At 63.9% G+C, this 20310-nt stretch carries 20 protein-coding genes; 10 read left to right on the forward strand and 10 right to left on the reverse strand.

Features of this window, described 5'->3' with window-relative positions; translation table 11 throughout:
- Positions 1-358: 358 nt before the first annotated feature.
- Genes lhgO through araD form a run of 8 tightly spaced genes read right to left on the reverse strand, consistent with a single transcriptional unit; the run spans position 359 to position 7764 of the window.
- Complete coding sequence (gene lhgO, locus ACH196_RS28570; protein WP_396650280.1) at positions 359-1543, reverse strand: L-2-hydroxyglutarate oxidase; 1185 nt, start codon at positions 1541-1543, stop codon at positions 359-361.
- Between the two features lie 19 nt (positions 1544-1562).
- Positions 1563-2432, reverse strand: coding sequence for an ABC transporter permease (locus ACH196_RS28575; protein WP_396650239.1), 870 nt, complete (start codon positions 2430-2432; stop codon positions 1563-1565).
- Between the two features lie 2 nt (positions 2433-2434).
- A complete protein-coding gene (locus ACH196_RS28580) occupies positions 2435-3355 on the reverse strand; it encodes an ABC transporter permease (RefSeq protein WP_396650240.1) in 921 nt (306 codons plus the stop codon).
- A complete protein-coding gene (locus ACH196_RS28585) occupies positions 3352-4146 on the reverse strand; it encodes an ABC transporter ATP-binding protein (protein ID WP_396650281.1) in 795 nt (264 codons plus the stop codon). The genes ACH196_RS28580 and ACH196_RS28585 overlap by 4 nt, the downstream gene beginning before the upstream one ends.
- Positions 4091-4303, reverse strand: a complete 213-nt coding sequence (locus ACH196_RS28590) for a hypothetical protein (RefSeq protein ID WP_396650282.1) — start codon at positions 4301-4303, stop codon at positions 4091-4093. The genes ACH196_RS28585 and ACH196_RS28590 overlap by 56 nt, the downstream gene beginning before the upstream one ends.
- Positions 4200-5249, reverse strand: coding sequence for an ABC transporter ATP-binding protein (locus ACH196_RS28595; protein ID WP_396650241.1), 1050 nt, complete (start codon positions 5247-5249; stop codon positions 4200-4202). The genes ACH196_RS28590 and ACH196_RS28595 overlap by 104 nt, the downstream gene beginning before the upstream one ends.
- 39 nt (positions 5250-5288) lie before the next feature.
- The gene (locus ACH196_RS28600) at positions 5289-6014 is read right to left on the reverse strand and encodes a ribonuclease activity regulator RraA (RefSeq protein ID WP_396650242.1); all 726 of its coding nucleotides are present in this window, start codon (positions 6012-6014) and stop codon (positions 5289-5291) included.
- A gap of 25 nt (positions 6015-6039) precedes the next feature.
- Positions 6040-7764, reverse strand: coding sequence for an L-arabinonate dehydratase (araD, locus tag ACH196_RS28605; protein WP_396650243.1), 1725 nt, complete (start codon positions 7762-7764; stop codon positions 6040-6042).
- A gap of 135 nt (positions 7765-7899) precedes the next feature.
- Between araD and ACH196_RS28610 the strand changes: the two genes are divergently transcribed.
- The gene (locus ACH196_RS28610) at positions 7900-8670 is read left to right on the forward strand and encodes a FadR/GntR family transcriptional regulator (protein ID WP_396650244.1); all 771 of its coding nucleotides are present in this window, start codon (positions 7900-7902) and stop codon (positions 8668-8670) included.
- Positions 8671-8723: 53 nt separating this feature from the next.
- Here the strand turns inward: ACH196_RS28610 and ACH196_RS28615 are convergent, their stop codons facing one another.
- Positions 8724-9464 (reverse strand): NAD(P)-dependent oxidoreductase, encoded by a 741-nt coding sequence (locus tag ACH196_RS28615; RefSeq protein WP_396650245.1) that lies wholly within the window; start codon positions 9462-9464, stop codon positions 8724-8726.
- Here ACH196_RS28615 and ACH196_RS28620 point away from each other — a divergent pair.
- The 4 genes from ACH196_RS28620 to ACH196_RS28635 all read left to right on the forward strand — a co-directional run bounded on the left by ACH196_RS28620 (position 9456) and on the right by ACH196_RS28635 (position 13646).
- Positions 9456-9821, forward strand: a complete 366-nt coding sequence (locus tag ACH196_RS28620) for a hypothetical protein (protein WP_396650246.1) — start codon at positions 9456-9458, stop codon at positions 9819-9821. The genes ACH196_RS28615 and ACH196_RS28620 overlap by 9 nt on opposite strands.
- Before the next feature lie 61 nt (positions 9822-9882).
- Positions 9883-11361, forward strand: coding sequence for an ABC transporter substrate-binding protein (locus ACH196_RS28625; RefSeq protein ID WP_396650247.1), 1479 nt, complete (start codon positions 9883-9885; stop codon positions 11359-11361).
- Between the two features lie 84 nt (positions 11362-11445).
- A complete protein-coding gene (locus tag ACH196_RS28630; RefSeq protein WP_396650248.1) occupies positions 11446-12534 on the forward strand; it encodes a malate/lactate/ureidoglycolate dehydrogenase in 1089 nt (362 codons plus the stop codon).
- A complete protein-coding gene (locus ACH196_RS28635; RefSeq protein ID WP_396650249.1) occupies positions 12534-13646 on the forward strand; it encodes an enolase C-terminal domain-like protein in 1113 nt (370 codons plus the stop codon). Before ACH196_RS28630 ends, ACH196_RS28635 begins: the two co-directional genes overlap by 1 nt.
- A gap of 42 nt (positions 13647-13688) precedes the next feature.
- Here the strand turns inward: ACH196_RS28635 and ACH196_RS28640 are convergent, their stop codons facing one another.
- On the reverse strand, positions 13689-14948 hold the full coding sequence (locus ACH196_RS28640) for a DUF763 domain-containing protein (RefSeq protein ID WP_396650250.1): 1260 nt from the start codon (positions 14946-14948) through the stop codon (positions 13689-13691).
- 329 nt (positions 14949-15277) lie between these two features.
- Here ACH196_RS28640 and ACH196_RS28645 point away from each other — a divergent pair, with 329 nt between their 5' ends.
- The 5 genes from ACH196_RS28645 (at position 15278) to ACH196_RS28665 (ending at position 20298) form a co-directional block, all read left to right on the forward strand.
- The gene (locus tag ACH196_RS28645) at positions 15278-15760 is read left to right on the forward strand and encodes a hypothetical protein (protein WP_396650251.1); all 483 of its coding nucleotides are present in this window, start codon (positions 15278-15280) and stop codon (positions 15758-15760) included.
- Between the two features lie 67 nt (positions 15761-15827).
- Positions 15828-16286: a GFA family protein gene (locus tag ACH196_RS28650; protein ID WP_396650252.1), complete on the forward strand. Its 459-nt coding sequence runs from the start codon at positions 15828-15830 to the stop codon at positions 16284-16286.
- A gap of 314 nt (positions 16287-16600) precedes the next feature.
- Positions 16601-17557: a substrate-binding domain-containing protein gene (locus tag ACH196_RS28655; RefSeq protein WP_396650253.1), complete on the forward strand. Its 957-nt coding sequence runs from the start codon at positions 16601-16603 to the stop codon at positions 17555-17557.
- Between the two features lie 69 nt (positions 17558-17626).
- Positions 17627-19204 (forward strand): sugar ABC transporter ATP-binding protein, encoded by a 1578-nt coding sequence (locus tag ACH196_RS28660; RefSeq protein WP_396650254.1) that lies wholly within the window; start codon positions 17627-17629, stop codon positions 19202-19204.
- Positions 19201-20298, forward strand: a complete 1098-nt coding sequence (locus ACH196_RS28665) for an ABC transporter permease (RefSeq protein ID WP_396650255.1) — start codon at positions 19201-19203, stop codon at positions 20296-20298. Before ACH196_RS28660 ends, ACH196_RS28665 begins: the two co-directional genes overlap by 4 nt.
- Positions 20299-20310 lie beyond the last annotated feature (12 nt).

Below are 20310 nucleotides of genomic sequence, written 5' to 3' on the forward strand. Positions count from 1 at the left end.
CGTCGGCTTGCCCAGACAATGCGGTTCCATCCTCGCCCATTGGGCGTCCGTCAGTACGAATCGTTCCATCCGAGGCTTGAATCACGATCAAGCCTCAGACGGAATCCTGAATCTCAACAGGCCTTAGAACATGGTCATGGGTTTGTGGCAAAATCGTATTGGAGTTGCTCTCAGTCATGACGGTTTCCTTCCGCAGCCGGGCTCTCAAACGGCAAGGGGCAGCTTGAGGCTCCTGCACAGAACGACACCGACGGGATTGACCCTTGCTTTGCACGTGGTCACGACAGATCGAGCCGGCATGCACGACCGTTTCGTCTGCGCGCCAGATCACGGCACTTCATTGTCAAGCCAACTCGGGTCAGCCAAGCAGTTTTGCGGCGATCATCCGGCCGATCGGGATCGCCGAGGTCGCGGCCGGTGATGGGGCATTGCAAACATGCAGCGTCCTTTTCGTCTCGGCGAACAGGAAATCGTGGATCGCCTCGCCTCGCGGCGTCACCGCCTGCGCACGGATGCCGGCCGGATAGGGCTGCAGATCATCGAGGGTCAGGCTCGGGCAGTATTTGCGGCACTCCTCCAGATAACCGCTTCTCCACAACGAATTCCTCAGTTCGGCAAAGGCGTGTCGGCGGTTCTTCGCCACCAGCTTCCAGAAACCCGGAAAGGTCAGCAGGTCGAGCGCGTCGCGAAAATCGAAGGAAAGCCTCGGATAGCCTTCCCGCGAAAACCCCAGCACGGCGTTCGGGCCGACCGTGACGCTGCCGTCGATCATGCGTGTCAGATGGATGCCCAGGAAGGGGAGGTTGGGATCAGGTGCGGGATAGATCAGGTGTTTGACAATCTGATTTCGCGCCGGTGGCAGCACGAAATATTCGCCGCGGAACGGTACGATGCGGAAGTCGACCTTCGCCCCGGCCATGCAAGCAAGCCGGTCCGACTGCAGTCCGCCGCAACAAATGAGTTTTCGCGCCGACCAGGTCTCGCCGCCGGCTTCGATCCGCACGGCGTCCGCCTCCTCCTTGATCCCGGTGACGGCATTGCCGAGGCGGATTTCGGTGTCCGCCGCCCTCAGGAGATCGGCCATCTTCTCGCAGATTTGCCGATAGCTGACGATCGCCGTCTCCGGGCTGAGCAGGGCGCCGATGCCGGTGATGTTGGGCTCGATTTCCCGCAACTCGCCCGAACTGATGCGCGACAGTTTCAGACCGTTGGCGGTGGCACGCTCGAAAAGGGCTTCGGTGCGGCGCAGTTCGACGTCGTTGGTGGCGACGATGAGCTTGCCGCAGGTGTCGTAGACGATGCCGTGCTCGTCGCAGAACGCCTTGGTGGCGCGCAGGCCCTCGAAGCTAAGTTTCGCCTTCAGGCTACCGGGGGCATAATAGATACCGGCATGGATGACGCCGCTGTTGTGGCCGGTCTGGTGCTGGCCGACGCGCGCTTCCTTCTCGAGCAGCAGCAGGCTGGCGCCGGGCCTCTGGCGGAGCAGTTCAAGCGCCGTCGCCAGACCGACGATGCCGCCGCCGACCACACAGAAGTCGTAGATCATCAAAGGGTTTCCACGTTCACAGGGCAGCGCCGGCGCCGCGGCCGAGCCGCCGGCGCAGCACCTCGCCGGCCACGCCGATAGACACCACCACGACGACGATGACCAGCCCGGGCAACGTGGCAATCCACCAGGCGTTGGCCAGATAGTTGCGGCCCGAAGAGATGATGCGCCCCCAGGACGGCACGTCGATCGGCGTGCCCAAGCCGAGGAAGCCGAGCGACGCCTCGGCGAGGATGATCAGGCTGAGTTCCGCCGACATCAGGATGAGCAGCGGGATCCAGAGATTCGGCAGGATGCAGTCGCGCACGATCCTCAGGGTGCTCTCACCGGAGATGATCGCCGCCTCGACGTAGCTCTTGGTCAGCGACCGCGCGGTGATGGCGCGGGCGACGCGGGCGACCACCGCCCAGCGCGTCACGGCAAGGATGACGATCACCGACAGCAGGCTGGACTGGATGAAGGCGGCCAGGAAGACCGCGATCAGGATCGACGGGAAAGCAAGCTGGATGTCGACGATGCGCATCAGCACCTGTTCCGTCCGCCGACCGGCCCAACCAGCCCACACGCCGATGACGACGCCGAAGGCCGCCGCCAACGCCGCCGAGGTGAAACCGACCAAAAGCGACACGCGTGCACCATAGATCACCTGCCGCACGACATCGCGTCCGACCGCGTCGGTACCGAACCAGGCGATGGTGCCGTTGGCCAGCGTGGTCATCGGCGGCTTCAGCCGCATCGCGGTATCGGTGGCGGCCGGATTGAAATCGACCAGATAGGGGCCGGCCAGCCCGACCATGAAGAACAGGGCGACAAAACCCAGCGCCAGCATTTCGGAAAAAGCCAGCCGCATGCCGGGCACGCGCGAGGAAAAAGCCGTCGCCGCCATGGTCAGGCCCGCCTCAGACGCGGATCGATCAGCCTGTAGCCGAAATCGACTGCGAAATTCACAGCCACCACCAGGAAGGTCATGATGAAGATGCAGGCCTGCACCACCGCATAGTCGCGGTATCCGATGGCGCCGATCAGTTCCTTGCCGAGCCCCGGCCAGCCGAATACCGTCTCGACGATCACGGCGCCGCCGAGAAGATGCCCGAACTGCACGCCGCCGACGGTCAGCACCGGCAGCAGCGCGTTGCGCAGCACGTGGTGGCTGACGATGCGCGATGTCGGCATGCCCTTGGCCCGCAGGATCTTGACCATGTTGGAGTTCAAAACGCCGATCGCCTCGTTGCGCATCAGCCGCATGTTCACCGCGATCAGCGGCAATGCAAGGGTGACGGCCGGCAGCACGATCGAACTCGGCGACGACCATCCCGAGCTTGGCAGGACCTGTATCCAGCGGGCGAACACCAGGATGAACACCAGCCCGAGCCAGAAATCGGGAATGCCCAGCACCACCAGCGATGTGTTGGAGGTCGCCTTGTCGAACCAGCGGTCGCGGTAAAGCGCCGCGAGCAGCCCGAGCGGCAGCGCCGCCGCGATGACCAGCGCAAAGGTGACGGCGCCCAGCGTCAGCGTCGCCAGCATGCGCTGCGCCACGATATCGACGGCCGGCCGGCCCTGGATGATCGAATTGCCGAAATCCAGCGTGAACGCCTTGCCGAGATAGATCAGCAACTGCTCGTAGATCGGCCGGTCGAGCCCGTATTCGATCCGCGCCGCTGCAATCTGGTCGGGTGTCGCCAAGTCGCCGAGCAGGACCAGAACCGGGTCACCGGGCGCGATGCGGATCATGATGAAGGTGGCGATCACGGCCGCGACCAGGGTGGCGGCGGCGTTGAACAGGCGGGAGCCGACATAGCCGATCATAATGCGCTCCCAGCAGCGGCAGCCTGCGGCGCTAGTCGGCGGCGGGCATTGTCGAGCAGCACGCCGCGATGTTTCAGGCGGGGCGACGCTGCGATCAGTGCAGCCGTATAGGCCTCTTTCGGCTCGGCGATCAGCCGGCGCGCCGGTCCGGCCTCGACGACGCGGCCGCGGAACATCACGGCGATCGTATCGGCGATGTGGCCGAGCACGCCGAGATTGTGGGTGACGAAGACGAAGGCGCGGCCTTCATTCTTCAGCTTCGCGAAGAGGTCCAGGATCTGCGCCTGGATGGAGACGTCGAGCGCCGAGGTGGGCTCGTCGCAGAGGAACACGGTCGGGTCGCAGGCCAGCGCCCTGGCGATGGCAAGCCGCTGCAACTGGCCGCCGGAAAATTCGGAGGGCCGCCGGTCGAGCGCCGATGCGTTGATGCCGACCTGATCCAGCAGCGCGCCGAGGCGTGTTGCGTCCGGCACGGCGGAAGGAACGCGAGCGAGCGCCGCCATCAGCGTCTGGCGGATCGTCCGGAACGGATTGAGGCTGCCGCCCGGGTCCTGGAAGATCATCTGCACGCCGGCGCGAAACGGCGCCAGCCGCGTTTTGCCGGCCGCATGGTCGACCATCTGGCCCCGGTAGCGGATCGCGCCGGAATATCCCCGGTTCAGGCCGACGATGGTGCGCAGCAGCGTGGTCTTGCCGCTGCCGGATTCGCCGACGATGCCCAGCACGCGCCCCGGCTCAACCGACAGGCTGACGTCGTCTAAGGCCTTGAGTGCGGCCCCGCCGGAAGACATCAACCCGCTGGAGGGATAGGCGAAATTCAAGCGCTCGATTTCCAGCGCGGCGGTCATGGCCGTGCATCCGCGACGACGCGTGGCCACTCGAAACAGCGGACGATGTCGCCGCCGTCGAGCTGCTCCATGTCAGGCGCCTCGGCGAGACAGCGCTCAGCCTTCCAGGCGCAGCGCGGATGAAAGGCGCAACTGTCGATCCAGCTTGATTCCGGGCGTGGCGGCTGGCCGGGGATGGCCACCACCGGCCGGTCGAGATCGTCAAGATCGGGAATGGAGGCGATCAGTCCGCGCGTATAGGGATGACGCCCGTTCTCGGTGATCTGCAGCGTCTCGCCGCCTTCCACCAGCTTGCCGGCATACATCACCATCACGCGGTCGGCGCATTGATAGACGACGCCGAAATCGTGGGTGATGATCAGTACGGCCATGTCGAGTTGGACACGCAAATCTTCGATCAGCGCAAGGATCTCGGCCTGCACCGTCACGTCCAGCGCCGTCGTCGGCTCGTCGGCGATCAGCAGGCGGGGCGACAGCGCCACGGCCATGGCGATCAGCACGCGCTGCTTCATGCCGCCGGAAAACTGGTGCGGGTAGTCGCCGATACGGCTTGCGGCGTTCGGTATGCGCACGAAGTCGAGCATTCTCGCCGCCTCCTTCAGCGCCGAGCGCATGTCCATGCCGCGATGCACGACGAACATCTCCGCGATCTGCCGTCCGACCGTCATGGTCGGGTCGAGCGCCGACGATGGGTCCTGCATCACATAGCCGGTCAGTTGGCCGCGAAAGCCCTTGGGCAGGCGGTTGCCGTCGAAGCCGAGCCGGCTGCCCTGAAACCGCAGATCGGAACCGGTCACCGCATAGACCTCGCGATCCAGCAGCCCGAGGATCGCCTGCGCCATCAGGCTCTTGCCGCTGCCGGATTCGCCGACCAGCGCCGTCATGGTGCCGGGCTGGAGATCGAAGCTCACGCCACGCACGAGTTCGAGACTTCCGGCGCGAATCGACAGGTCGCACACCGAAAGCAGCGGAGCAACAACCGCCGGACCGGCCTCGCCATTCAGGTTTGTCACCGTCAACGGCTGATTGCCTCCCTGCATCGCCATCGGCCTTCGACCTAAGCTGGCCTGCACCGACATTGCCAATCAACCTTTGCGGCGCGCCGCGCGCTCGGCTTCATATTCCACCAGTCCCTCACCCTCGAGCGGGTAAGTGCCGTAGATCGGCGCGCCGGCGCGGATGCGACGCAGGATGAATTCTTCCTGCTCCTCGTGGGCCAGCGCCTCGTGCGAGACTTGGTCGGCGATCTCCTGCGGCACGACCATCACGCCGTCCGGGTCGCCGGCGATTAAGTCGCCGGGATAGACAGCGACGCCGCCGCAACTGACGGGCACGTTGAGTTCGATGAAGCGATGGGCAAGCGTGCTGTTGGGCGGACAGACGGCCTTGGCATAGACGGGAAATCCGGTCTCGGCGATCTCCCAGGCGTCGCGGACGCCGCCGTCCGAGACAACGCCGGCGCAGCCGCGCAGCCGCATCCGCTCGAACAGCATCATGCCGCCGCTGGCACCGTTGGCGTCACCCCGGCAGTCGATCACCAGCACTTCGCCGACGCCGCATTCCTCGGTGGCGCGCCGCTGCATGTTGAGGCGCGGGTTCATCGCCTTGTCCTCGGCCAGCTTGTCCTCGCGCATGGCGACGGAGCGCATGGTAAAGGCGCGGCCGACCATGCGCGGCTTCGAGCCCGGCAGCGGTGCGACGCCGGTCATGAAGACGTGGTTCAGCCCCCGCTTGGTCATGATCGTTGACAGGGTCGCGGCGCCGCAGCGTTTCAGGCGGTCGATGATTTCCGTGTCGGCTTCGGTCGGCATGGGCACTATCCCGGTGTCGAATGGATCAATAAATCTTGGGTTCGGGCGTCTCGCCCGCCGGCTCGAGGAAATCGAAGTCGCAGCCCTGGTCCGCCGAGGTCACATGTTTGGCGAACATCGCACCGTAGCCGCGCGAATAATAGGGCGGCGGCTCCCGCCAGGAGGCGCGGCGGCGCGCCATTTCCTCCTCGGGTACAAGCAGGTCGAGGCGTCGCTCGGCCACGTCGATCTCGATGATGTCGCCGTCCTTGACCAAAGCGAGCGGCCCGCCGCGCGCGGATTCCGGCGACACATGCAGCACGCAGGCGCCGAAGCTGGTGCCGCTCATGCGCGCATCGGAAATGCGCAGCATGTCGCGCACGCCCTTGACTAGCAGTTTCTTCGGGACAGGCAGCGCGCCCCATTCCGGCATGCCCGGCGCGCCGACCGGTCCCGCGCCCTTGAGCACGATCACGTCGTCTTCATTGATATCCAGATCCGGATCGTCGATGCGCTTCGCCAGGTCGTCGCGGTCGGAAAAGGTGACCGCCCGGCCGCGGTGCTTCATCAGCGCCGGAGTCGCCGCCGCCGGCTTGATCACGGCGCCCTGCGGCGCCAGCGTGCCCTTGAGCACGACCAGTCCGCCCTCCGCGAGGATCGGCTTGTCGAGCGGCCGGATCACATCCGTGTCGAAACAATCGGCATCGGCGACATTGTCCGCCAGCGTGCGGCCGTTGGCGGTCATGCTGTCGGCATGCAGCAGGCTCAGCATGTTGCGGATCAGCGCCCGCAGGCCGCCGGCATAATAAAAATCCTCCATCAGGAATTTTCCCGATGGCCGCAGATTGGCGATCACCGGCGTGCGTCTGGACAGACGGTCGAAGGTTTCGAGGTCGAGCGGTATCGACAGCCGACGCGCCATGGCGATGAGGTGAATCACCGCGTTGGTCGAACCGCCGAGCGCCATGACGACACTCACGGCGTTCTCGAACGAGCGCATGTCGATGAAGCTTTTCGGACGCATGTCCTCCCACACCATCTCGACGATGCGGCGTCCGGAATCGGACGCCATGCGGGAATGGTTGGAGTCCGGCGCCGGGATCGACGCCGCGCCGGGCAGCGTCACGCCGAGCGCTTCGGCGGCGCTTGTCATCGTCGAGGCGGTGCCCATTGTCATGCAATGGCCGGGCGAGCGCGCGATCGATTCCTCCATGCTTTGCCACTGCGCGTCGGTGATGTTGCCGGCGCGTTTTTCATCCCAGAACTTCCAGTTGTCGCTGCCGCTGCCCAGCGTATGGCCGCGCCAGCGCGCATTGAGCATCGGGCCGGCGGGAACGAAGATGCATGGCAGGTTCATGCTGAACGCGCCCATCAGCAGGCCGGGCGTGGTCTTGTCGCAGCCGCCCATCAGCACCGCGCCATCCACAGGGTGGGCGCGCAGCACCTCTTCGGTCTCCATCGCAAGCAGGTTGCGGTAGAGCATGGTGCTCGGTTTCATGATCGGCTCGCTGAGTGAGATGGCGGGGACCTCGATGGGGAAGCCACCGGCCTGCCAGATGCCGCGCTTCACCTCCTCCACCCGCTGCTTGAAATGCGAATGGCACTGGTTGAAATCACTCCAGGTGTTGATGATGGCGATGACCGGCTTGTTCTCGAAATCGGCCTTCGAATAGCCGATCTGGAAGGTGCGAGAGCGATGATTGAAGGTGCGCATCGCCGGCGAATTATACCAGCGCTGGCTTCGCAGGTCGGAGACCGAGATTTTCTTCATTGCAGCTTGCGCACCCCGGCGACCCATGACAAATCCGGCCGCAACTTACGCAGGGCCGACAAGCTGTCAAGCTATTTGTAATTGATTTGTAACAACACTTGCCAAATTTGCGCTCCATATGCTAGATACAGCGCCATGGATTCGACCCCTGACGCTCTGACTGCGGATAGTCTGCCCCCCAATCCATCGATGCGGGAGGGCAACCGGAGCGACGCCGTCTACCGATCCTTGCTGAGCTGGATCGAAGAGGGCCGCATTCCCTACGAAGGCAAGCTCCCTACCGAGAACGAACTCAGCCAGCATTTCCAGGTCTCGCGCCCGGTCGTGCGCTCCGCGATCGCAAGGCTGCGCAGCAAGGGATTGGTGCGCTCCGTCCAGGGGTCCGGAACGGTCGTGATCCGGGAGCCCGAGAGCGCTGCGGCGAAGCGAAGCGAGGTTTTCCAGGGCAGCAGCGTCCGAGACCTGCAGCGGTGCTTCGAGTTCCGTCTGCTGATCGAGAGCGAGGCCGCCTATCTGGCCGCGCTGCGGCATGGGCCGGCATCACTGAAGCGCATCAGCGAATGTGTCTACCCGCCGACCCATACATTCCCGACCTTCAGCCAGGAGCCGCTCGAAGCGTTCGATTTTCACAAATCCGTCGTGGCGGCGGCCGACAATCCTTTCCTCGAAAAATCCATGCAGATGATCAGGTCGCAGCCCGGCTTCCAGGTCTATCTCCGGCTATGCAGCGCCACCAAGGCGCCCGACCCGGTCGAACACCGCACCCGGATCAATGGCGAACACCGCGAGATCCTGCGGCTGATCGAGCGCCGCCAGGCCGACGACGCGCGGGAGTATATGCGCTATCATATCCAGAGCGCCTACGAATACATGATCAACCGCATCCCGGTGACCGACGACCTCTGAATCGCGGATCGTCGGCGCTTGACGTTGCGTGTGGCCGGCCCTTCGGAGGCGTTTCAATCCACCTCAAGCGCGCTCACCAGCGCATCGACCATGGCTTGCGCCATCTTTTGACGCGTTTCGACCGTAGCGCTGCCGATATGCGGCAGCAGAGTGACACGTGGGCTGGCCAGCAGCGCGGGGTGCGGTTTCGGCTCGTCTTCGAACACGTCGAGCCCGGCGCCGGCGATGGCGCCGACCGCAATGGCTTGCGCAAGTGCTGCCTCGTCGACGACGGAGCCACGCGCGACGTTGATCAGGATGCCGTCGGTCCCGAGCGCCGACAGGATGTTTTCGCCGATCAACCTGTAGGTCTCGCGGCCGCCGGGGCAGCACAGCACGAGGAATCTTGACCAGCGGGCGAGTTCGGCCAGTTCGGCGAAATAGGTCCAGGGTGCGCCTTCGACCTGCCGCCGCGCCGTATAGGCGACCTGTATGTCGAAAGCCGAGGCGCGCCGCGCTATCGCGCTGCCGATATTGCCCAGGCCGACGATGCCCATGCTTGCGCCACCAAGCGAACGCCCGAGCGGGTAGCGCTCCCGCGCCCAGCCTCCTTCCCGCACGAAGCGGTCGGCGCCGACAAAAGCGCGAGCGGTGGCGATTATCAGGCCCATGGCGACGTCTGCGACATCAGCCGCGAGCGCGCACGACGTGGTAGCGACCTCGACGCCTCGCGCCCGCGCGGCGGAAACGTCGATGCCATCGAATCCTGCGCCAAGGCAGGAGATGACCCGAAGGCCCGGCAGCGCTTGGATCAACTCGGCACCGATCGGCGCTTTGCCCGAAGTGGCGATGCCCCGAACACCTCTCAGGCCGCCTGTATCCGCCAGAGCCTGAGCTTCATCGGCGAATGCAGCAAGCTCGAACCGATCAGCGAGCAGCGCTTCCGCGGCGGGTGGCATCGCGCCGATCTGGAGGACAGGGATTTTGCGGCTGACTGTCATATCAAATTTGTAATCTGTTTGTTCGAGAAATCGCTGTTCCACGTTTCATGCGAGCAAGAACGCTTCTCAAAAGCGCGATCGCTCGGCGTTCGCCTGGGTCTCGTGCGGCAGCTATCGCCCAAAATTACAAATTACAACCAAATTTTCCTACCTGTCTTGACATGTCTATGACAAATACGGTTAGGTGCCGGCCGCGCCGTACGCCGGCGACCACATTCTTTGGGAGGAAGAGATGAGGAAAATTCTGATCGCCTTGGCCGCGGCGCTGCTTTCCACCGCCGCCTCGGCCCAGGTGGTAAAAGTGTCGCCGCCGCGCACCATCATCGACATCGATCCGCATGGGCCGAACGCACTGCTGCGCGAATCCGTGCTCGTCGCGCGCCAGATCTTCGAGACACTGGTGAAATTCGACGGCGACCAGCCTGTACCGGTGCTGGCCGAAAGCTGGAAGCAGATCGACGACAAGACCTGGGAGTTCAAGCTGCGCTCCGGCGTCAAATTCCACGACGGCACCGATTTCGATTCCGCCGATGTGAAGGCGTCGGCCGAGCGCCTGTCGAAAGCCAAGGGCGGCCTCGCCAGTCAGTGGAAGGTGCTGGAAAGCGTCGACACGCCCGACCCGCACACGGTGGTCATCCACCTGAAGAATCCGGTCGGCCCGTTCCTGCGCATCACCTCGTTCCTGTCGATTGCTCCCTCGGAAGGGGTCACTGCCAAGGGTCCGGAGGAATACGGCGCGGGCGTCATTCTGCCAGGCACCGGCCCGTTCAAGATCGAGGATTTTTCGCCGGGCGACACCCTCACCCTGGAAACCAATCCCGACTACTGGGGCGAGAAGCCGAAGATCGAGGGCCTGCAATTCGTCAACATCCCCGAGCAGACGGCGCGGGTCACCGCGATCCTCAATGGCGAAGTCGACATCGCGTGGGCGTTCTCGGACGACGAACTCGCCCAGTTGCGCGGCGACAGCGCAGTCAAGGTGGACGTGGTGCCGAGCGCCACTTACGGCTACGCTTGGTTCAATGCCGCTCGCAAACCGTTCGACGATGCGCGTGTGCGCCGCGCCATGTGGTACGCGATCGACACCACCAAGGTGCTGCGCGACCTGAAGCCCGAGACCGGCACGCCGGCGCGCAACGTCATCCCGGAAACGGTGTTCGGCTTCACGCCGCTCGACCCCTATGCCTATGATCCGGAAAAGGCGAAGGCGCTGCTGGCCGAGGCGGGCCTGCCGGAAGGTTTTGAAACCAGCATCCTGTTCGGCCAGAACTTCTTCCCCGGCATCTCAGATTTCGCCCAGACCTTCATCTCCTACTGGGATGCGATCGGCGTGAAGGTGCGGCCGCTGGAGCAGGAACGCGCCATCTTCACCCAGAATTTCCGCGAGATGAATTGGGACATGGTGCTGTCGTCCAATCCGGCGCTTACGCTGGACGCCGACTACACCGTCGGGCGGCTCTACTATTCCGAGAACAAGGAGATGAACTACGCCAATCCCGATCTCGACAAGCTGCTGCTGGCGGCCAAGGCCGAGAGCGACCAGGAAAAGCGCAAGCAGATCTATGCCGAGGCGACCAAGATCATCTGGGACGATGCGGTCGGCGTCTTCTGGGGCGACCTGAAGATCGTCTACGTGGCACGCTCCAACGTCTCCGGCCTGCAATTCTCGCCGATCGAGGCACCCTATCTCGCCTCCATCACCGTCAACTGAACCGGCAATCGACGAAACGGCCGCCCGCTTGGCTGTGGGCAGCCGTTTTCGTTGGCCGCACCCTCAACCCCACGGAGTCCTTGAATGGCCGTAGAGCCAGTCCTCGTCGACGAAGGCAGATTGCATGATTACGTCGCCGACATTTTTCTCGCTGCGTCGTCTTCCGACCGCGAGGCGCGGCTGATCGCCCGGCATCTGGTCGATTCCAACCTGCGCGGCCATGATTCGCATGGCGTCGGCTCGATCCCGATCTATGTGCGCAACCTACAGTCCGGCGACCTTCTGCCTAACCAGTCCCTGACAACAGTCACCGAAACCGACAGTTTGCTGATCTGCGACGGCAATGGCGGCTACGGCCAAGTGATGGCGCATGACGCGATTGCGATCGGGATCGTCAAGGCGCGCGACAAGGGCGTGGCGCTGGTCGGCCTGCGCAACAGCCACCATGTCGGCCGCATCGGTCACTGGGCGGAGCAATGCGCAGCAGCCGGCCTGGTCTCGATCCATTTCGTCAATGTCGTCAGCGACCCGTCCGTAGCGCCGTTCGGCGGCGTGGCGGCGCGCGTCGGCACCAATCCTTTCTCGGTCGGCATCCCGCGCGACGGCAAGCGGCCGATCGTGCTCGATTTCGCCACCAGCAAGCTCGCCGTCGGAAAGGTCCGGGTGGCCATGAACCAGGGCAAGCCGCTGCCGCCCGGCGCACTGCTCACCGCCGACGGGCAGCCGACGACCGACCCGTCCATCCTGTTCGGCCAGCCGAAAGGCATCCTTCTGCCGTTCGGCGACCACAAGGGATGGGGCCTCTCCTTCGTCTGCGAATTGCTTGGCGCGGCGCTCACCGGCGGCAAGACGCAGTCCGGCCCGAAGAAACGCAACGCCACCATAAACTGCATGCTGTCGATCATCATTTCACCGGAACATTTGGGCACGACGGACGTGATTTCACCGGAGATTGACACCTTCGTCGGCTGGGTGCGCTCCGGCGGCAATGCCGGCGTGCTGCTGCCCGGCGACCTCGAAGCCGCGACCACGGACGAGCGCAAGGCGGGAGGCGTGCCGATCGACGCGATAAGCTGGTCCGACATCGTCGCAGCCGGCAGGCAGGTCGGCGCCGAACCGCCTGCCAATATCCACCGCGACGGCGTTGCTGACCATATCACGCAGACAGGTTGATGAGGATCACCGACGTCACCGTCACCCATTTCGAGCAGCGGGGCATTCGAGAACTCACCTTCGGCCCGCACAACGCGCCGACAAACGGCACCTCGACGCTGGGACTGGTGACACTGCACACCGACGAGTGGCTGGAAGGTCACGCCTTCCTGGGGTCGGTCACCAAATCCGCCGAACTCGACTCGCTTTCGCTCATCCAGACGCTGAAGCCGATCCTGCTCGGCCGCGATCCGCTCGATCGCGAACGCATTCACCTGGATATCTGCAAGCGCTTCCGCTCGACCACCTGGCGCTGCATCGGCGCTGTCGATGTCGCGCTCTGGGACCTTGCCGGCAAGATCGCCGGCCTGCCGATCCATCGACTGGTCGGCGGCTACAGGACCAGCGTCCCGGCCTATGCGAGTTCCCCCGGTCATGCCGACGTGGGCGACTATGTTGAGGAAGCGCTGGAGACCAAGGCGCGCGGCTATCATGCCTACAAGATCCATCCGCCGCGAAAAGGCTGGCAGGGCGATATCGAGGTCTGCAAGGCGGTGCGCAAAGCGGTGGGAGACGGCTACCGCCTGATGCTCGATTCCACCTGGATGTACACCTACACCGAGGCGCTGCGCGTCGGCCGCGCCATCGAGGAGATGGGTTTCTACTGGTTCGAGGATCCGCTCGCCGAGGAGGACATCTACAACTGCGCAAAACTCCGGCAAAAACTCGACATCCCGATCCTGGCGACCGAGTTCTCGCCCGGCGATTTTCATGCCTATGCGCCGTGGATCACTGCCCAGGCGACCGACTATCTGCGCGGCGACGTGGCGGTGAAGGGGGGCATCACCGCTTGCGTCAAGACGGCACATCTGGCCGAGGCCTTCCGCATGACCTTCGAGATCCATCATGGCGGCAACTCGCTGAACAACGTCGCCAACCTGCACGTCATGTGCGGCATCGCGAATTCGGAATTCTTTGAGGTCATCCTGCCGGACGACGTGCAAAAATACGGGCTGGTCGACGATCTGGTCGTGGACGCGCAGGGCATGGTGCAGGTTCCGGACCGGCCAGGGCTGGGCGTGCAGATGGACTTCGACCTGATCAAGTCTACGACGGTCGCCGTCCTGCGTTGACGTCCATGCGCGACAAATCTCGCCGCGCGTCTGTGCCGCCCTCTATCCCTTCAACGATTCCGTTCGCACCGGGTCGTGCGCAGGCTCCCAGCCGTAAACGCTGCGGCCGCCAAGCAGGTGGGACTGCTCGAATTCCCAGGCGACGATTTCCTTGAGGCTCGGGCCGGTCACGTAACGCTCGACCAGTCGCGACTGGTCGTCCAATCGCTTCAGGGCGCCGAGTTCCTCGTCGCGGCCGAGCTTTGCCTTCGCCACCGCCGACTTCAGGACGCCGATCGTCTCGTCATAGACCTTCAGCGGGACCGGAAACGGATGCCGGTCCTTGCCGCCATGCGCCAGCGAGAAGCGGCCGGGATCGGAGAAGCGGCACGGCGCGCCATGCACGACCTCGGCGACGAGGGCGAGCGCCCGCACCGTGCGGGCGCCGACGCCCGGCACGAGAAGCAGGTCGGAAAAGTCCGATGGGCCGCGTTCCGCCGCCGCCACCATGTTGCCATGCAGGCGGCGCATTATCACGTCGCTTTCCCGCACATCGTGGTGGGCGGGCATCACCAGATGCGGAAGCAGCGGCTGATCCGGCGTCGGCACGGGCGCCGCTTCCAGGCCGGCGAATTCGCGCACGATGCCGTCCGGCCCGAGCGTCCGCAGAAGATCCAACTGTCCGCTGCGCGACGCCTCGGCGCGGCGGTCCGTCAGATTGATGATCTCGCCCTGGTTCTGACCTTCGATGGCGGCGTGAGGCTGGTCGACAAAGCTCTTCAGCCCTTCGGACAGCCAGTGATAGCGGCGCGCGACCCTGCTGTCGCCGTTCATTCCTTGCTGAACGACGACCCAGCGGCCGTCATCGGTGACGATGAAACCGTGCAGGTAGAGATCGAAACCGTCCTGCACGGCTGCGCTGTCGACCTTGGCGACCAGGCGGCTGGCAGTGGCCAGTGCGTCTCCGTCGAAGCCGACGCGCTCGCCGATCGCAGCAAGCTCATGCGGCGTCTTGCGCGAGTGGGCGCCGCGCCCGCCGCAGACATGGACGCCAAGTTCCCTCGACAGCGGCGTCAATCCGCGTTTCAAGGCGCCGACGACGCTGGTGGTGATACCGGAGGAATGCCAATCCATTCCCATGACGGCTCCGAAGGACTGGAACCAGAAAGGCTGTGCCAGCCGGCGCAGCAACTCGTCGCGGCCGTAATGGTGGATGATCGCCTCGCACATAACCGCGCCGAGCCGGGTCATGCGGTCGCCGAGCCATTTCGGGACGCGGCCGCCATGCAGCGGCAGATCGGCACTGCCCGTTCTCTGTGTCATCCGATCATTCCGGCGTTGGCATTGCGTTCCAATGTAGGAGCCATGGCACGGCGCGCCAATGCGGATATGCCGCCGCTCCCAGACATCCTGGAGGGGTTCGCTCCGGGACCGGGCCGCTCACATCCATGGAATCGCAGCTGGCGAAATCATCGCGGCCGTGAAATTCTCCAACGCGGTTAAGAAGCGTGGTTATCCGGAATAGTTTCACGGAAGTGTCTGGCCACGCTCCTTTCCGTTCTACCATCCCCCTCGCGAAATTATCATACCTGCGGAACTCCGTTCCTTCGCCGCAGTTAGTTTGAAACACCTTCCTGGCGATGGAGAGCGTCATGACGAGTTCCAGCGTAAACAGCGACCAGATTCAGGCTGTCGAGCTGAAATCGGCGTCTCATTTCGGACCGTTGTTGCTCCAGGAGGCGCTCCGGAAGCTATGCGAGACCCACACGACCAGTTGTCTCGACAAGTTTGAAAGACAGATGGTCGATCGGATCGACGCGATGGACGGCGACGATCCGGATTTTTCGGCGATGAAGGAATACGCCATCCAGCGTCTCTATAACGCCGTTGCCGAAGTGCGGAACCACCCCGAGTCCAGGAAGCCCAACGAGGACATCCAATCACGGCGCACGCCGGGGCGGTCCGAGAATCCGCAAACGCTGGAGGAACAGCTTCAGCACGGGCTGGAGGATTCTTTCCCCGCAAGCGATCCGCCGGCCGTCGTCTCCACGGCCATATCGGGACGGTCGAAGCCGATCGTCGGCGTCGAGGAGGTGCTCCGGCGCAAGCGGCAGGCCCAGACCAAGTCCGCCTGAATTTCCGGCGCTGTATGGACGAGGAGGCCGCAGGGCATTCCCGACCACCCCGAAGATGGAGAGCCCCATGGATGGAACGGAAGGCCGCGAAACCGTTCGCCGGATTGGCGGCTGCATGTGCGGCGAGGTCCGCTTCAGCGTCAGCGGGCAGCCGATCCGGGTCGGTCTCTGTCATTGCAAGGACTGCCGGACCTATAGCGGATCGGCATTCACCGCCTTCGCCATCTGGCCACGTTCGGCTTTCGAGATGACCGGGCACATCGGCACCTATCAGGGCAGAAGTTTTTGCGTGAACTGCGGATCGCGCCTGTTCTCGCTCAGCCCGGACGAAGCCGAGATCATGATCGGCAGCCTGGAGGACGCGCCCTCCGATCTCATCCCGACCTATGAACTGTGGGTTCCCCGGCGCGAGGAGTGGCTGCCTGAAATGCCTTGGACCGACCTGTTCGAGAAGGACCGAACGGATGGGCCGGGTGACTGGCGCCAGGCGTCCCGGAACGGCGGGCTGGAGTCAAACGAAGGTTAAACTCGACCTTTTGTGAGCGCATTCGTTATCCGGCGAAGGCAGAAAGGCTGGAAACGATCCAAGCTGCACCGATGATCACACAGATCGTGAATATTCTTTAATATTCAAATTCTTACCTTAAAGACCAAGGCACTTCTCTTTGAACCTTCGTTGTCTGGTTGACAGGAACTATTGAAACGATATCATTTCACTAGCCGTGCATCCTGGGAGGTGTGAGCGAGCCATCAAAGTCGGGAGGACTTGGCTCCGAGCTCGAATAATCCTGGCCCGATCGATTTCGGTGGGATCGTACAGGCAAACAGGGAGGATTTTTCATGCGCATGCTCAAATGGGCCGCGTCTGTCGCCTTGGCGACGGCGTTCGCCACGTCGGTCGCATCGGCCGAGGATTATAAGATCGGCTATTCCGTATTCTGGGGAACCAACCCGTTCCTCGTCACCATGGTGAACGGCGCCAAGAAGTCGGCGGAGGAATGGAAGGCAAAGGGCGTCAATGTCGACCTGATCGTCACCAATGGCGGCGATACCGACAAGGCCAAGCAGGTGTCCGATCTTGAGGATCTGAACGCGCAGGGCGTCGACGGCGTGCTGATTTTCCCCGGCGACAGCGTCATGGTGGCAGAGCCGATCAAGAACACGTTCAATGCCCAGGACATCCCGGTGGTCATCACCGACATCGGCATCCGCTCGGGCAAATATGAAAGCCTGATCATCACCGACAACTACAAGGGCGGCCAGCAAGCGGCGGACTATATGGCAACGCTGCTGCCCAAGGGTTCCAAGGTGGTGACGCTCGACCATGCGCCGACCAACGACAATGGCCAGACCCGGCAGAAGGGCTTTGAGGACCGCGCCAAGGAACTGGGTCTTGAGGTTCTTCCCGAGCAGCCGGTGGCGTTCCTGACGCTCGACGCCGGACGGCAGTCGATGGAAGACCTGCTGGTCTCCGAACCCGACGTGAAGGGCGCGTTCGCCTTCAACCAGTTGGTGATCCAGGGCGCCTACCAGGCACTGGAGCAGGCCAAGAAGGCCGGCGAAGTCAAGCTGATCGGCTTCGACCTCGATCCGGTGTCCTACAAGATGGTGCAGGACGGCAAGATTGACGCGCTGGTCGTGCAGGACCCCTACAAAATGGGCTACGAGGGCATGAACATCGTGCTTACGAAGCTGGGCGGCGGCGAGGTGCCGCACGATATCGGCCTCGGCACCAAACTGCTGACGAAGGCCAATGCGGCCGAGTTCGCCGAAGACCCGCAGGTCACCGGAAAGTAACGCCACGCCTTACCGGCCGGAATCCTGTGCGGGTTCCGGCCGCTCGCGATTCAAGCTCCGGACCAAGCCGTGCAAGCATCGAACGACCAAGCTGGAATTCGAGCCGAGGGAGCGCACGCGCCGGCGGCCGAACTCCTGCGTTGCCGCGGACTGGTGAAGAGTTTTGCCGCGGTCTGGGCCTTGCGCGGGGTGGATTTTGGAATCGACGCGGGCCGTGTCCGCGGCCTGGTCGGCGAGAACGGCGCCGGCAAGTCGACGCTGGTAAAGATCATCGCCGGCGTCTATCCGCCGGATGCCGGGACGTTCGAACTCGAAGGCGCGCCGATGCGCTTCTCGGGCGCCGACGACGCGCTTGCCCGGCGCATCGTGACGGTTCACCAGGACATCAATCTCATCCAGACCATGACGGTGGGGGAAAACCTGCTGCTGAACAACGAGCCGACCTATGGTTTCGGCGTCATCAGGCGACGCGCGATGGCGGACAAGGTCTCGCAACTGCTGCGCCTCTACGAAATCGACGTCGACCCCGACGCGGTCGTCTCGGAACTGCCCAACGACCTCAAGAAAATGGTGCAGATCGTTAAGGGCGTGTCGCTCGATCCCAAAATCCTGATCCTCGACGAGCCGACATCCTCGCTGACCGAATCCGAGGTGCAGGTCGCGCTTCGCCTGATCCGCCGTCTGGCCGACAGCGGCGTCGGGGTCGTGCTGATCTCGCATTATCTGAACGAGATCTTCGCAGTCTGCGACGACCTGACAGTGATGCGCGACGGCGAAGTGGTGGCGGACGGGCCGGTGTCGGAGACAAGCCTGGCGCAGGTTGTGACCGCCATGGTCGGACGCCATGTCGAGACGCAGCGGCGGGCGGTGGCGCCTCGACACAAGGAAGCATCCGCTCCGCTGATGCGCGTTGAGGCGTTGAGCATCCCCGCTCGATTGGACGCGATCAGCTTCGAGCTTGGGCACGGCGAAGTGCTGGGCATTACCGGCCTTGCCGGTTCGGGGCTGGGCGAACTTGCCAAGGCGATTTTTGGCGCGGAGGCAAGCGGGCGGCTCGGAGGACGCGTCGTCCTCGACGGAGCGCCGGTCCCGCCGCGCGATCCGGCAGCATCGCTGAAGGCGGGACTTGCCCTGATAACCGGCGACCGCCGGCGCGAGGGCCTGCTTCTCGATTTCACCCTGAAGGAGAATATCTGCCTGCCGATCCTGTCGCGCTTCACCGGGGCGGCCGGACGCCTCGACGGCGCGGCGATGACCGAGGCGACGACGCGCAACATCACGCGGCTGCACATCCGCGCGCCCGGACCGGAGGCGCTGGCGTCGCAGCTTTCCGGCGGCAACCAGCAGAAAGTGCTGTTCGCCAAATGGCTGGAGACGAGGCCAAAAGTGTTCGTCATGGAAGACCCGACCATCGGCATCGATGTCGGCGCCAAGGCGGAGATCCGGGCAATCATCGACGAGATTGCGGCCGCCGGCGTCGGCATCGTGCTGATCACCACGGAACTGGAAGAACTGGTGACGCTGTGCGACCGCGTGCTGGTGATGTTCCGCGGCCAACTGGTCACGGAATTGACCGGCGCGGCGATCCGGCGCGAATCCATCCTGCATGCCGCGGCCTGCGGCGAAGAACTGGCGGTCCCGGCATGACGAGCGTCACCTCCCCTCCGCCGGCGCTCGAACCCAGCCGGCTGATGAGCCGGCTGAAACGATCCTACAGCCTGATCCAGGCGCTGGGCGTGCTCTTGGCGCTGATCATTCTGATGCAGATCGCCAACGACCGTTTTCTCTCCCCCGTCAATATCGGCAATCTGCTTGGTCAGATGACGGTGATGCTGATTGTGGCGGCCGGAATGACGATTGTGATGATCGCCGGGGAATTCGACGTCGGCGTCGGCTCGGTGGTCGGCCTGTCGGCGGCGGTCGCCGGCTGGATCATGGTGCGCTGGTTTCCGGTGCCGACGGCGGACGACCAAGTCTGGTGGATCATCGCACTCGGTCTGACGGTGCCGCTGTTCATAGGCCCGCTGATCGGTTTCTTCGCCGGCCTGGTCGTCACCAAGGCGCTCATCCCGTCCTTCATCGTGACGCTGGGCACCTTGATGATGGCGCGCAGCCTGACGCTGGTGGTCACGCAAGGCCAGCCGATCCCCGACATCCCCAACGTCATCCGGGCATTCGGCCAGGGCCGTTGGGTGCAGCTTCCGCTGCCCTTCAACGTCAAGGGCGTGCTTGAGACGGGCTCGCTCGCCGACCTGATCGTCTGGCTGCCCTTGCAGAACATCATCTGGGTCGCGGTCGTCGTCTACGCGGTCGCGTGGTTCCTGATGGAGCGCACATCCTTCGGCAAGCGCGTCTATGCGGTCGGCTCGAACCGCACGGTCGCCATGCTGTCCGGCATCCGCGCCGACCGCGTGAAAATCATCTGCCTGATGATCGTCGGCTTCACCGCCTCGCTCGGCGGGCTGGTCAGCATCTCGCGGCTCGGCGCCGTCTCGCCGAACACCGGCGAGGGCCTTGAGTTCGAGGTCATCGCTGCCGTGGTGATTGGCGGCACCAGCCTGTCTGGTGGACAGGGGCGCGTGCTGCGCACCATCATCGGCGTCGTCATCATCGCGCTGACCCGCAACTTCCTGAATTTGGCGCGCATCGAGATTTTCTGGCAGGGTTTCGCGACCGGGGCAATTATCCTCGCGGCAGTGCTGCTCGAAGCCTTGCAGCGCCGCATCTCGCGCCGCTCCTGACGGCCACAGAAA

It is taken from the genome of Mesorhizobium sp. IMUNJ 23232, assembly GCF_044326205.1.
Taxonomy (GTDB): Bacteria; Pseudomonadota; Alphaproteobacteria; order Rhizobiales; family Rhizobiaceae; genus Kumtagia.